This is a genomic window from Bacteroidota bacterium, from assembly GCA_016195025.1.
In the GTDB taxonomy this organism is placed as follows: Bacteria; Bacteroidota; Bacteroidia; order Palsa-948; family Palsa-948; genus Palsa-948.
In genome coordinates, this window is the sequence record JACQAL010000028.1 from 1 (window position 1) to 14,113 (window position 14,113).

Below are 14,113 nucleotides of genomic sequence, written 5' to 3' on the forward strand. Positions count from 1 at the left end.
AAATCGGGCTCGACAGCAGCATAGCATCTATTGTGTATGGAGGATAACCAAGCCGCGAAAATCAAAACATCATTGTCCGTTAATTCGAACCGTGATTGTACCTGACCCCGGAGAAGCATAGTAACCGGGGTTTGGTGTTTTTAGGCGGGTATTTGTTTTATAATTTCCTTACTTTTGCTTTATCAAAAAAAATTCCGGATGAAAAAAATCTACCTCTTCTTTTTATTTTCTTCCTGCATGCTTGCGGGAAAACTATTTTCACAAAACAATAACGTGGGCATCGGCACGCTCACGCCAAATTCCACTGCCATTCTTGATTTAAGCCCTCCGGGAAATGATAAAGGGCTTCTCGTTCCGCGCTTAACCACTGCGCAGCGCACCGCCATTCCTTCTCCCGCAAACGGATTGCTCGTGTATGATACCAACTTCAATTGTCTTTTTTATTTTTCTTCCACTGCGGGGTGGCTTTCTCTCTGCCAACTTTCAGGACCTACCGGTGCAACAGGCGCGCAGGGAGCTGCGGGCGCAACAGGAGCGGCAGGAGCAAACGGACCAACGGGACCAACAGGCGCAACCGGAGTGAATGGAGCAACAGGAATTGCAGGGGTTACAGGAGCAACTGGCGCAACTGGCGCGCAAGGCAATACAGGTCCCGGAGGTTATTGCGCAAATGCAATGGCAGGATTCATTACCCTGTTCACTTCGCCCACTGCAGTTTGCAACTCGGTTATGTTTCAGGATGCAAATAATAAAATCGGTGTGCAAACAACAACGCCTGCGGTTTCATTTCACATCAACACCACCGATGCCATTGCCATTCCCACCGGAACCACTGCGCAGCAGCCGCCCGCTCCTCCCGCGGGTTCCATTCGCTTCAACACAACACTGGGAGTGCTCGAAGTTTTCAATGGCACCTGCTGGCAAAATGCCGATACGCCTCCTATTGGCGCAACCTATCTTCAATGGTTTAGCGCCTCTGACCCGAACACGCTTTATCCCTGCACCATCTGGATTTCATCCGACATTGCAAACGGAGAATTCCTCCGCGCCACAGGAGGATTATCAAATGTTGCAGCGCCTCCGCTCACCGGAGTTGTTCAGCAATGGGCAACGGAAGACCACACGCATTTTTCTTCCGGCTCCATAGGCGCTGACCCGGGCATGACCACTTCCACCGATGGCTCGCATAGTCATGGCGGCTCCACAACGGGAGTGAATTCCTTCAACGGCTCAACCTGGATTCCCTATGACGATAACTTAAGCAGCGATGCCGGAAATTCAGGGGACTTCTCCGGAAATAATCCTTCTACTTGCGGAGTTGGCTGGGATGGAAGACCGACTGCAGGAAATTTCATGGGGCAGCAGAACCAAAGTTGCCTCGACCATACGCATGTAATCAATCCGGATGGTTTGCATTTTCATACCACTCCGCCACACACGCACACGCTCACTCTTTCTGTAGGTTTGATGAGCAGCGGAAACATTGCAACGGAAACCCGCCCGACTAATGTAGCAGTTACTTTCTGGAGGCGCACTCAATGAAAAAGAGGTTTATAGTTTACGGTCTTCAGTTTACGGTTTTCTGTATTTCATTTCTCTTTTCCCTAACCGGAAACTGGAAACTGAAGACCGGAAACTGTTTTGCACAAATCACTTTTCTTAACACCGGCATTGACATAACTGTTTCTTCCAACTGCACCACGTTTGTAGACGGTCATGTAATAGATTCGCTCGGTAAAATTCACAACAGCGGAAATATTTTTCTCACAGGCGATTGGTCGAACTTTGAACCTTCGGGATGTTTAGACCCCGCAGCCGGAACAGTGATTCTCTCCGGAGGAAATCAATTCATCAAAGGAAATCAAACAACCACCTTCAATAATTTAGATTGCGCGGGAAGCGGAACAAAAACGCTGATCATAAATACAATCGTTGGAGGAAACACCGGAGTTCTATCGCTGAATGGAAATCCATTTGATTTAAATTCAAATACGCTAATTGTTACCAATCCTTCTTCTTCTGCCATTACGCGCAGCAGCGGCTACATCATTTCCGAAACACCGCCTGCAAACGGCTATGGAACCATTCAATGGAATCTCGGAAACGCGGCAGGCAATTATGAATTTCCTTTCGGAACTTTTTCGGCAGAATATATTCCGTTTCATTTCAACATTTCTTCGGCAGGAAATGCAGCGAACGGAAATATTTCTGTGGCAACTTATCCCACTGCTGCCGGAAATAATCCCAACAACCGCCCGCTGCCAACGGGAGTTGCAAATTTAGATGACCCGCAAAAAGGAAAAGATGTTTCGGAAAAATGTGCCGACCGCTTCTGGCTCATTGATGCGAACAATTATTCATCGAACCCCACTGCCGATATGATTTTTACTTACCGCGATTTGGAATGGGACGGTTCGAACGGAAGCACGAATAATATTTTAGAAGATAGTTTGCGCGCGTGGCGATGGGATGGAACAAAATGGCTGCCGCCTTCGGGAACGGATAATCCTTCCGCCAACACGGTTACCATCACCGGCATAAATACTTTTTCTCCGTGGACGCTTTACTCGCGCGAGTTTCCCTGCCCTCTCTATGTACCCAATGCTTTTTCTCCGAATGGCGACAGCGAAAATGATTCGTGGAAACCCATCAGCGCCTGCCTGAAAAAAGTTCATTTCGAAATTTATAACCGCTGGGGTGAAAGAGTTTTTGAAACCGATGATGTGAAAAAAAGCTGGGACGGAACTTTTCATGGCGAAACGGAAGGCACAGCCGTGTTTACCTACATTATGACGTATGAATTATATTCGGGTGATGCGGGCTCACGGAAAGGAAATATTTCTTTGATGCACTAAATCGGTATCGGGTATTTGTGGAATAACTTTTGTTTATCATCTTGCAACAAATGAATCCTGCTAAACTATTTTTAATTTGTTTTCTTTTTTCGCTTTGCGGAATGCAGGAATCGTTGGCGCAGAAGAAATCTTCCGGAAAACATAAATCAAAAATACAAGCAGCGCAATCGGAAATAAAACCACCGGAGAAAAAAGTTGCTGTCTCCGGAACTGTTACGCAAACCTTTCCGTATTGCGGAGGCGCCCGCCCTACCAAAGAAGTGATGGACGCGATTTCCCAATCAAAACCATACAGCGGAAAAAAGTTTCACGTAATCAAAGGAGAAACCAATACGGCTTCGCATAAAATAATTTTATCCTTCACAACAGATTCGGCAGGAAATTTTTCGTTTCAACTTCCTGCGGGAACTTATTCCATTCTTCTCGATGAGCAGGTTGCTGCGCCCGATTCAAAAAAATATACTTCGCAGTTTGTAAAAATGGATGAAGCGTGTTTCAAGGATTGGTGGGCGAAGCCATATTATTTATTGGAAGTTCCAGCCGCAACAACCAACACAAACATCAAAGGGCTGAATTTTGAATTTCATCACCGCTGCTTTTTGCAGAACGATATTCCGTGCCTGCAGTACGATGGCCCGCTGCCTCCTTAGTTTCTGAATTTTATTTTCCCTGTCAGCAATTCCCAGAACATAATAAAATCGGAAGCCAAACTATAGAAAGGATATTGGAATGTAGCCGGTTTGTTCTTCTCAAAGAAAGCATGGCCCGTCCATGCGAAACCATAACCTGCAACAGGAATGAAAGCAAGCAGCCACCACTGCTGTAAAACAATTCCTGCGACCAATAAAATAAAAACAAACAATGTTCCGGTGAAGTGCAGGATTCTTGAAGTTGAATCGTTGTGTTCGGTCAGATAGAACGGATAAAATTCTTTAAGGGATTTGAATATTTGCTCCGGCTCGGCAGAAATTTTTTCTTTCACTTACTAATGAAGTTCTCTGTGAGAAAAATATTTTTCCTGCCGGAAGAAAGAATTTTTAAATGCGTTTCTTTGCTCTTTTTTCTTTCCGCCTGAATTTTATCATCTATGCAGTGGGCAAGTTCGCGGAGTTGCTTATCGGAATGCCGGTGGAATTTTTCTTCGGAATAAAATTTATCTTTTCGCTTAATAAAACTGACAAGTTGCTGGCGGTTCATTCCGCTGATAATTATTTTTCTGACTCCTCCTTTTGGCATACGTTCTAAAAGTATTATAATTTTCCCGCCACCACGCAACTCTTTTTATATTTTTTCACATTGCCTTTATCATCGAACACTTCAAGCCAAATCACATAAATTCCAATCCGCGCTTTTGTTTTTTCATCGGTGATTCCATCCCAGAAAAAAGTTCCGCTTGCTGCAAGAAGTTCATTGCGCACTAAATTTTTTATCAGCCGCCCGCGCGAATCAAAAATCTGAACATTGCCCACCAGTCCCGGATTGTCAAATGAATAATTTATTGTAAGCACATCGTTGTAGCCGTCATTGTCGGGAGAAAAAACTTCGGGGGAAATTGTAATTTCATTTCCTGTTTCTCCGGCTGTGTACTGAGAATTTTTATACGCGGGCGTTGCTCCTCCCACGCTTTCCGCAGCGGAATGCCAGTTGGTTGCATCCTGAGTGGGCATATCGTAATTAATCCGCTCGAGAGAAATTCCTTTTGAACTTGAAAGCAGCGGCAATTCCCATCCCGAACTATAATGCAAACTGTCAATAATATTTTGCGAAGCGTTGATGAGAATCACATACGCGCTGTCGTTGCTGAGCGAAATGAATGAGCTCATATCAATAAATCCCTCGGGGTTCGGAGTGCTGTATTGCGCCTTGATAGCACTCTGGTCGGTGCTCAACACAAAATAATCTCCGGGAAAAATTAAAAATCCGCTGGGAGCAATTTGTTTTATGTTGGAAAAATTTCCCGAAGAACTTAAGTTGCAAACAGAAATTTCTTTCAGGTCAATAATCTTATCCGAGCGGTTATAAATTTCTGTCCACTCCACTCCGTTATCAAGCGGGTCGAACATCACTTCGTTCACCACAATATCGTTTCGCGAAGCCGGCTGCGCGAGCGCAAACCGCGCTGAATTTTTTATGCCGATAGAATTTCCCGCACAATCTTTCACCGATGAATTTACAGTGACAGTATAAATTATTCCGGATGAAATTGGCGAAGCAAGCGCAATCATCACCGAAGAATAATCGGGCGCAACGGGATTTGCATAGTTAGGATTTCCGATTCCGTTATCAATTATATAGGCAGAAAGATTTGCGAGTGAAGTATTATCCATCGGCTCGTCAAAAAATAATTGCACCGTATCTGCAGCAACCGGATACGCGCGTAAAAGTTTTGGCGCAGCATTATCGGGATTCAAGCCGTTAATCGAGTTTATTTTTCCAGGAGTTCCCCCGCTTGGATTCACCGAAGCGCGCCAGTTATTTTTTCCTCCGCAAAAATTATTCGGGTCAATTTGTTCAAGCGACCATCCTCCGTTTCCCTTGTTTGCATCCTGATACCATGTGTCGCTGTAGGTAACCGTATGAATTAAATTTCCCGATTGGTCTTTGAGCGTAAGCGTTGTTCCGGCATCCGTCAATGTGGTGGAAGAAGAAAAAAGTCCGAGCGTGTTTCCGTATGGCTGAAAAGAACTCACCGCAGAAGTCAAACAGAGAATCAAATAACTTTTCGGCTGAAGAGTAATGCTTGAAAAAGTTTTTGTGGTCGAACTTGCGGAAAAAGTCCAGTTGCTCAGATTAATCGGATAAGGCGTGCGGTTGTATAATTCCGCGTATTCATAATTCGGCAGCGAAGTTACCGAACTCGGATGCGCCATGATTTCGTTTATCACCACATCGTATTTCTGCGGAACATAATAAAGAAAAGAATCCACCGACTGCACCATCGTGTTCAGCGAAAAATCCTGAACGCTGTCGGTCGTGAGCGTGTTCCATAGCCCGCTCTGAAAATTGGTGGCGAACGTTAAATGCACTAGAGAAAAATTGGAAGCATCACGTTTTGCCGAAGAGGGATTTCCCAATCCGTTGCTCGCAAAATAATTTGAAACTTTATTCGCGCGCGTTGAATCCACCCCTTCGCTGAACTGAACATCGAGTTGAGTTTGCGAAATTACATTGAGAGAAGTTACAGCCGGAGGAACTGTGTCCACGATAATCGGTCCCGCATAAAAATCATCAAAGTAATGCTTGCCGAAAAAACTGGAAGTGGATTGTTTCACCAGTAATCCAAAATAACTACTCGTGAAAAAAGTTGCGTCCGTTGCCGTTCCTTCGCTCTTGTAATAATTTCCTGTTCCGGTTGTGTCGCGCCAAAGTGTCCAGAGATTGGAAGCATCTCTTGTAATTTTCACTTTCAAAATATTATTGGAATGATTTAACACTCCTCCGGCTCCGGTGATTAACGCTGTGGAAGTGGCTCCGTTTTTTTTATAAAGCACAAGATTGTCGGCAGTGTTTCCGAGTTCTACAAAATATCCGCTGTTGTTTCCTTTCAGGTTCGCCATATCAGAAGTCAAAAATACTTTCACATAATTTGTAGAAGATGTATTGAACGCCAGGTTTATCCAAAACTCCCATTGTGCAGTTGTTGCAAGAGCCGAAGGCGTACTCAAATAGAAAGTATCGCTCGCAATGCTGTCAATGGAATGAAGTTGAAAATTCAGAACTTCCCACCGCGATGTGTCACCGCTCCATATTGGATTGTTCGTAAAATCTCCATCCGAAAAATCATCGGTGAATTGTGCGGAGGCAAGCACCGGCAGAAACAATATTGAGAATAAAAATTTTTTCATTGCTTTCGAAAGGAGAGCAAAAATAATAATTTGCCCGCTTGCCCATGTAAAAGTTAAAAAGTGTTAAGTGAATCATTTTAATCTGTAACAAAACATACCTTCGCTCGTCTCATTTCAAAAATTTATCTCTATGGAACTAATCATTACCAATCTCAGTAAAACTTATTCGAATGGTGTTCAGGCGCTGAAAAATGTTTCGCTCACAATTCCGCGCGGCATGTTTGGTTTGCTCGGACCGAATGGCGCGGGAAAATCTACGCTCATGCGCACGGTTGCAACTTTACAGGAAGCAGATTCCGGTTCAATCACGCTTGACGGACTCGATGTGCTGAAAGAAAAACACGAAGTGCGGAAAGTCCTCGGCTATCTTCCGCAGGAGTTTGGCGTGTATCCGAAAGTTTCTGCAGAAAGTTTGCTCGGCCATTTTGCAGTGCTAAAAGGTGTGGCAAATAAAAAAGAAAGAAAAGAATTAGTTGATGCGCTTCTTCAGCAGACAAATCTCTGGGATGTACGCAAAAAAAATCTCGGAACTTTTTCCGGGGGAATGAAACAGCGATTTGGAATTGCGCAGGCGCTGTTGGGAAATCCGAAACTTATTATTGTAGATGAACCCACCGCTGGATTAGATCCCGCGGAGCGAAACCGTTTTCATAATCTTCTCAGCGAAATCGGGGAAAATATTATTGTGATTCTTTCCACGCATATTGTGGAAGACGTAACCGATCTCTGCGCGAACATGGCAATTATTAACAAAGGCGAAGTGCTGGTGAAGGGCGAGCCGCTCAAATTGATGGAATCACTTCGGGGAAAAATCTGGGAGAAGATGATTGAAAAATCCGAACTTCCGAATTATAAAACAATGTTCAATGTGATTTCTTCGCGGATGTATGCGGGCAAAAGCATTGTTCATGTGCACAGTGACGCGCAGCCCGATTCTTTCAAACAGGTTGAAGCAAATCTGGAGGATGTTTACTTCTCCAATATTTCCTTACATAAAGAAGCAGCAACCACATAAAATATTTTTCATCGCCAATGTTCACAGAAATTTTTCTCTTCGAATTAAAATACCGGCTCAAGCGCCCGGCAACCTGGATTTACTTCGGAATTTTTTTCGCGCTTTCATTTCTCGCCATTAATGTAATGGGCGGATTGCTTACCGATATCATACAGGTTTCCGGTGCGGGCGGAAAAGTAAATGCAAACTCTCCCTATAATCTTAACGGATTAATTCAGGGATTAAGTTTGTATGGAATCCTCATCGTGAGCGCGATTGTGGGAAATCCCACTTACAGAGATTTTGAGCACGACACGCACGCATTGTTTTACACAAAACCAATTACAAAATTCGGTTATCTCGGAGGAAGATTTTTTGGCTCGATTGCAATTGCAATTTTAGTTCTTTGCTCCATCGGACTCGGAATTTTCATTGGATCCCTGATGCCGTATCTCGACCGCGAAAAATTCGGGGCGATTAATTTGATGGCGTACATACAACCGTATCTGATTTTTATAATTCCGAATACAATTTTTGCAGGCGCAATTTTTTTCACGCTCTCCACGCTCACCAGGAAAATCCTTCCTGTATATATCGGTTCAGTAGTTTTTCTTGTGCTTTATGGAGTTTCAAGCACGCTTACGCGCGATCTCGACAATAAAATTATTTCTGCACTGATTGACCCGCTTGGCGGAGGAGCGCTGCGCGACACTACAAAATACTGGACCACCGCAGAAAAAAATTCTTTGCTTGTTCCGCTCACGGGATTATTATTTGTGAACCGAATCATCTGGCTATCTATAGGAATGCTGATTTGGTTTTGGGCATATTGGAAATTCAAATTCTCGCATCTCGCTTCCGACAAAAAGAAAAAAATAAAACGCTCTTTGGAATATATTGAGAAAGGAGAAGAGGAAGTTCAAAAAGTAAAATTGTCTTTGCCGAAAGTTTCCCAGATTTTTTCTCCTGCTTTATATAGGAGCCAGCTCTGGACATTTACTAAGCAGGAATTTTTTGGTATCATAAAAAATATTTATTTCATTGCCATTGTTTTCACGGGAATGGTTTTGCTTTTTGTAAACGGAACGCAGGTTGGAAAATTTTACGACACGCCAACTTATCCGGTCACCTACCAGATTTTAGATTTCATGGGCGGAACTTTTGATTTGTTCATGCTCATCATAATTGTTTTTTATGCGGGAGAATTGGTCTGGAAGGAGCGCACGGTGAAAATAAATCAGATAGTTGACGCAATGCCGATTCCGAACGGATTGCAGTTTATGTCAAAACTTTTTGCGTTGATGCTCGTGCAGGTTGTTCTGGAAATTGTAGTGATGTTCAGCGGAATTATTGTACAATCATTCAAGGGCTATTATAATTTCGAAATCATTTTATATATGAAAGGTTTGTTCGGAATAAATTTAATCGGCTGGCTTTTTATTTGCGTGCTTGCGATGCTTGTGCAAACGCTCGTCAACCATAAATTCATCGGGCACTTCATAATGATAGTTTATTTTCTCTACTCGCTTTTCCAAACTCCGCTCGGTATGGAGCATAAACTTTACCAGTACGGCTCCGACATCGGGATGCCTTATTCCGATATGAACGGCTACGGGCATTTTGTTTTTCCCTATGTGATTTTTAAAATTTACTGGGCTGCGTTCGCGCTCATTTTGGCAATGCTTTCAAATCTTTTCTGGATTCGCGGAACTGAAACAAAATTCAGTGTGCGCTGGCAATTAGCAAAACAAAAATTTAATCGGCCTGCAAAATTTGTTACTCTCGCTTCGCTGATTGTATTTTTTGCCTGCGGAAGTTTTATTTTCTACAACACAAATATTCTGAATAAATACAAAACAGAAAGTCAAAAGCGCAACGAGCAGGCGGAGTTCGAGAAAAAATATAAGAAGTATGAAAAACTTCCTCAGCCGAAAATTACTGCCGTAAAATTAAACGTGAATGTTTTCCCCTATGAAAGAAACGCATTTGTAAAAGGAACTTATCAAATAAAAAATAAAACTTCAAAGCCGGTTGACAGCGTGATTGTAGTTCTTGTTCCTGAAACAGAAATCAACAAGATGGAATTTTCCTGCGGGGCAAAACAAATTCTGGAAGATAAAGAAAGCGGGTTCAGAATTTTTCGGCTTAGCAAAACTTTAATGCCGAATGATTCCGCCACGCTCACGATGGATGTTGCAATGCTCACAAAAGGATTTTCAAACAGCGGAGGCGGCACCGAAATTGTTTACAACGGAACTTTCTTCAATAATTTTTCTCTGCCGCATTTTGGTTATCCTTCCGAAGCCGAACTTGGCGATGACGATACGCGCAGGCGGCATGGATTGAAACCGAAAGAAAGAGTTCCGAGCGTGTACGATTCCACCAACTGGCGCGTGAATGAAATTACTCCCGATGCCGACTGGGTGAATTATGAATGCACCATCAGCACTTCGTCCGACCAGATTGCGATTTCTCCCGGCTACTTGCAAAAAGAATGGACCGAGAATGGCAGAAGATATTTTCATTACAAGATGGACACAAAGATTTTTGATTTCTTTTCTTTTCTCTCTGCGCGCTATGAAGTCAAGCGCGATAAATGGAATGATGTGAATATCGAAATTTATTATAACAAAGGTCACGAATACAATGTAGACAGAATGATTTACGCTGTGAAAAAATCGCTCGACTATTACACGAAAAATTTTTCTCCGTATCAATATCAGCAGGTGCGCATTCTGGAATTTCCGCGCTACGCAACTTTTGCGCAGTCGTTTCCGAATACAATTCCTTATTCCGAGGGAATTGGATTCATAGCGCAAGTTGACGAAAACGATCCGGAAAATATAAATTATCCTTTGTATGTTACCGCGCACGAAGTGGCGCATCAGTGGTGGGGGCACCAGGTTTGCGGAGCGAATACGCAGGGCGATGCGCTGATGGTGGAAACGATGGCGCAATATTCCGCGCTCATGGTGATGGAGCACGAATACGGAAAAGAGAAGATGAAAAAGTTTTTAAAATATGAAATGGATAGGTATTTAAAAGGTCGAGCGAACGAACGAAAAAAAGAAATGCCAATGGTTACGATGGAAGGACAAGCATACATTCATTATCAAAAAGGAAGTGTGGTGATGTATGCGCTGAAAGATTACATAGGAGAAGATTCTCTGAATGCCGCGCTGAAAAAATATGTGAAGGCGTGCGCGTTCCGCGATAATCCGTACACCACTTCGCTGGAGTTTGTAAAATACATCCGCAATGCTGTGCCCGATTCGCTGAAATATATTGTAAGCGATATGTTTGAGAAAATTACGCTCTATGAAAACCGCGTGCTCGATGCGAATTATAAAAAAACAAAAGAAGGAAAATACATTGTGAAATTTAAAATCGAAGCGAAAAAATTTGTCGCTGATAGTTTGGGAAATGAAAACGAAATTCCTGTGAACGACTGGATAGACATTGGAATTTTTACAAAGGCAAAAGATAAAAATGGAAATTCCATAGACAAAGAATTATACTTCGCGAAGAAAAAAATTAATAAGCCGGAGATGGAATTTGAAATCACCGTGGATGAGCTGCCGGCTGAAGTCGGAATTGACCCGTATAACAAACTCATTGACCGCCATCCGGACGACAACACAAAAAAGATGGGCGCGTTTGCTATGATGGGAATGTAGCGCGCAAGGGCGAATTGCATTCGCCCGAAAAAGAATAGGAAAGGCGCGTATGCGATACGCTCCTACATTTGTGCAACTCCTACGAATTACGAATGCGGATAAATTACGAATCAAGAATTTTCTTTGTCTCCTTATTATTTTCTGTTTGCTATTTGTTTTCTGCTGCTGCTACTATCTCCGGAAAAATTACCGATGAGAATAATGAGCCCCTTCCCTATGTGAGCGTATATCTTGCCGGCACAACACAAGGCGCCACTTCAAACAAGGATGGAAATTTCTCGTTGGAAGTTTTTGCCGGTCCGAAGGACTCCTTACGGAGAAAACAGGAAATTGTTTTCAAATATATCGGCTATAAAACTCATTCCGAAACTGTAAATGTAGAAAGCGCGGAACAAAAAATAATTCTGAATGTTCAACTGCAGCCGCAGCCGTATGAAATCGCAGAAGTAACCGTGAATGCAAATGCAGAAGACCCTGCCTATGAAATCATGCGCAAGGCAATCAAGATGAGAAAATATTATCACGACCAGGTGCAGTCCTATTCCTGCGATGTATATATAAAAGGATTGCAGCGCGTGACAAGTTATCCGAAAAAATTTATGGGCTTTGATGTGAACGCGGAAGGCGACATTGATTCGAAGACGGGAATTTTTTACCTCTCTGAATCTGTTTCAAAATTTTATTTCGCACAGCCGGATAAAATCCATGAGGAAATGATTTCTTCCAAAGTGAGCGGAAATTCAAAAGCATTCAGTTATAACCGCACTTCCGATTTGCTTCTGAATTTTTACAACAACATTGTGGATGTGAAAGTCATCAGCGAGCGCGGGTTTGTTTCTCCCATAGCGGAAGGCGCAATGTTCTACTACAAATATCATCTTGCAGGGACATTTTATGAAAACGGAAAGGAGATAAATAAAATTCAAGTTATGCCAAAACGCGAACACGACCCGGTTTTTCGCGGATACATTTATATATGTGAAAACACATGGCGCATTCACAGCACCGATTTATATTTGGTGAAAGATGCGGGCATTCAGTTTGTGGATACGCTGCGAATCAATCACGTTTATCTTCCTGTAAAAACTTCTGCCCAGGAAGATGTGTGGATGCTTTTCTCAAATAAACTCACTTTTACTTTTTCCATTCTCGGCTTCAAGGGAAATGGAGTTTATGTCAGCGTGAATTCAAAATATAATTTGAAAACAGATTTCTCGGTGAAGAATCCGATGCCGCAACAAACAAATTTTCTACCTGCTACTGCAATTACAAAAAAGGAAGCGAAAGAAAAAAAGAAAGAAGCAAATGTTGAGAAAAAAGTTTTCGGGGCGGAGGAAATGAAAGTGAATGACGATGCGAATAAAAAAGATTCTGTGTATTGGAAAGAAATCCGCCCGGTACCGTTAACTTCCGAAGAAGTTTTTGACTATAAAAAGAAAGACAGCATCCAAGTAGTGCATGAATCAAAACCATTTTTAGATTCGGTGGATAAGAAGACAAATAAATTTCATGCATCCGATTTGCTTTTTGGATATTCTCATAGCAACCGCTATAAGAAAAGAGATGTTTCATTTTCCCCGCTGATTGAAAACGTGCAGTTCAACACCGTGCAGGGCTGGGTGGGCGCGATGGAATTAAGCATAGCAAGAAAATATAAATTGGAAAAAAGATTTGTAAAAAAGTTTTCTGCATCTTACGGATTTTCTGACCAACGCTGGAATGGCGCAGGAGAATTGCGCTACTACTACAACCCGAAAAAAATTGCTTCGGCAGATTTGAAATCTGGATTGCAAACTGTTCAGTTTTTTTCTCCGAATGCTGCTTCCTTCCGCGAAAATCAATCGCTGCCTATTTCACCGTTCATAAATTCACTTTATAGTTTGCTCGATGAAAGAAATTATGCAAAGCTTTTTGAAAAAAAGTTTTTGGAAGTTTCACACAGCTCAGAAATTGTGAATGGATTTTTTCTTAAGACAGCATTGGAATATGACGACCGCTCCCCGCTGAAGAACGCAACTAATTTTTCTTTTGTAAAAAAATCACAAACAACTTATACATCGAACGGCCCGCTTAATCCAAAAAATGACAGCACGTTTTCTTTTTTACAGAATCAACTGTTCGAGTTCAGCATTAATGTGCGCATCCGTTTCGGACAAAAATATATTACGCGCCCCGATGAAAAATGGATTTCGGGTTCGAAATATCCTACTATATATATAAAGTACCGAAAAGCAATTCCAAATCTCTTCGGCTCGGATATGAATTATGATTTTGCAAAACTCAGCGTGAGCGATGAAGTGGATATGAAACTTTTTGGGAAATCACAATATATTATTTCTGCAGGGAAATTTCTGAACGCGGCAACTATTTCTTTCATGGATTACAATCACTTTTTCGGAAATCAAACTATTTATTCTAATTTTTCATTCACAAGTTTTCAATTGCTCGATTATTATTATTACAGCACGAAAAATTATTTCATTGAAGCGCATTACGAACATAATTTCTCGGGATTTATTTTAAATAAATTTCCATTGCTGAGAAAATTAAAGTTGAATGAGTTGGCCGGTATTCACTTTCTTCATACAGAAAAAATTTCCGGTTATACCGAAGTTTTTTTCGGAATTGAGAAATTTAATTTTGCGCGGGCAGATTTTGTAATGGCATTTTCAGACCAAAGAAAAATTTTCTCCGGAATAAGAGTGGGATTAAAATTAAGCAGATAATATGTGTCCGATTGTT

General features: G+C 42.1%; 9 protein-coding genes. 6 read left to right on the forward strand and 3 right to left on the reverse strand.

The window, feature by feature from the left end:
* Positions 1 to 198: 198 nt before the first annotated feature.
* Genes HY063_05770 through HY063_05780 form a run of 3 tightly spaced genes read left to right on the forward strand, consistent with a single transcriptional unit; the run spans position 199 to position 3,505 of the window.
* Positions 199 to 1,542, forward strand: coding sequence for a collagen-like protein (locus HY063_05770; protein MBI3501285.1), 1,344 nt, complete (start codon positions 199 to 201; stop codon positions 1,540 to 1,542).
* Positions 1,539 to 2,855, forward strand: coding sequence for a gliding motility-associated C-terminal domain-containing protein (locus HY063_05775; protein ID MBI3501286.1), 1,317 nt, complete (start codon positions 1,539 to 1,541; stop codon positions 2,853 to 2,855). The genes HY063_05770 and HY063_05775 overlap by 4 nt, the downstream gene beginning before the upstream one ends.
* Positions 2,856 to 2,905: 50 nt before the next feature.
* Positions 2,906 to 3,505, forward strand: coding sequence for a prealbumin-like fold domain-containing protein (locus HY063_05780; GenBank protein MBI3501287.1), 600 nt, complete (start codon positions 2,906 to 2,908; stop codon positions 3,503 to 3,505).
* Here HY063_05780 and HY063_05785 read toward each other — a convergent pair.
* From HY063_05785 to HY063_05795, 3 genes are read right to left on the reverse strand one after another with little or no spacing between them, the layout of a single operon-like run.
* Entirely contained in the window at positions 3,502 to 3,825 is a 324-nt protein-coding gene (locus tag HY063_05785) for a DUF962 domain-containing protein (GenBank protein ID MBI3501288.1), read from the reverse strand. The two genes, HY063_05780 and HY063_05785, sit on opposite strands and share 4 nt — an antisense overlap.
* 8 nt (positions 3,826 to 3,833) lie before the next feature.
* Positions 3,834 to 4,091 carry a hypothetical protein gene (locus HY063_05790; GenBank protein ID MBI3501289.1) on the reverse strand — a complete coding sequence of 86 codons (258 nt, stop codon included), beginning with the start codon at positions 4,089 to 4,091 and terminating at the stop codon, positions 3,834 to 3,836.
* A 14-nt stretch (positions 4,092 to 4,105) separates the two neighbouring features.
* On the reverse strand, positions 4,106 to 6,700 hold the full coding sequence (locus HY063_05795; GenBank protein ID MBI3501290.1) for a lamin tail domain-containing protein: 2,595 nt from the start codon (positions 6,698 to 6,700) through the stop codon (positions 4,106 to 4,108).
* A 130-nt stretch (positions 6,701 to 6,830) separates the two neighbouring features.
* Here HY063_05795 and HY063_05800 point away from each other — a divergent pair, with 130 nt between their 5' ends.
* From HY063_05800 to HY063_05810, 3 genes are all read left to right on the forward strand, one after another.
* The gene (locus HY063_05800; protein ID MBI3501291.1) at positions 6,831 to 7,715 is read left to right on the forward strand and encodes an ABC transporter ATP-binding protein; all 885 of its coding nucleotides are present in this window, start codon (positions 6,831 to 6,833) and stop codon (positions 7,713 to 7,715) included.
* Between the two features lie 17 nt (positions 7,716 to 7,732).
* Positions 7,733 to 11,371, forward strand: coding sequence for a hypothetical protein (locus HY063_05805; GenBank protein MBI3501292.1), 3,639 nt, complete (start codon positions 7,733 to 7,735; stop codon positions 11,369 to 11,371).
* A gap of 92 nt (positions 11,372 to 11,463) precedes the next feature.
* Positions 11,464 to 14,097 carry a carboxypeptidase-like regulatory domain-containing protein gene (locus tag HY063_05810; GenBank protein ID MBI3501293.1) on the forward strand — a complete coding sequence of 878 codons (2,634 nt, stop codon included), beginning with the start codon at positions 11,464 to 11,466 and terminating at the stop codon, positions 14,095 to 14,097.
* Positions 14,098 to 14,113: the final 16 nt, after the last annotated feature.

Excerpts from the sequence above, each read along its gene's own strand:
- HY063_05800 (MBI3501291.1), top strand. The coding sequence starts at position 6,831 with ATGGAACTAATCATTACCAATCTCAGTAAAACTTATTCGAATGGTGTT.
- HY063_05795 (MBI3501290.1), bottom strand. The coding sequence starts at position 6,700 with ATGAAAAAATTTTTATTCTCAATATTGTTTCTGCCGGTGCTTGCCTCC.
- HY063_05805 (MBI3501292.1), top strand. The coding sequence starts at position 7,733 with ATGTTCACAGAAATTTTTCTCTTCGAATTAAAATACCGGCTCAAGCGC.
- HY063_05770 (MBI3501285.1), top strand. The coding sequence starts at position 199 with ATGAAAAAAATCTACCTCTTCTTTTTATTTTCTTCCTGCATGCTTGCG.
- HY063_05780 (MBI3501287.1), top strand. The coding sequence starts at position 2,906 with ATGAATCCTGCTAAACTATTTTTAATTTGTTTTCTTTTTTCGCTTTGC.
- HY063_05790 (MBI3501289.1), bottom strand. The coding sequence starts at position 4,091 with ATGCCAAAAGGAGGAGTCAGAAAAATAATTATCAGCGGAATGAACCGC.
- HY063_05810 (MBI3501293.1), top strand. The coding sequence starts at position 11,464 with ATGCGGATAAATTACGAATCAAGAATTTTCTTTGTCTCCTTATTATTT.
- HY063_05775 (MBI3501286.1), top strand. The coding sequence starts at position 1,539 with ATGAAAAAGAGGTTTATAGTTTACGGTCTTCAGTTTACGGTTTTCTGT.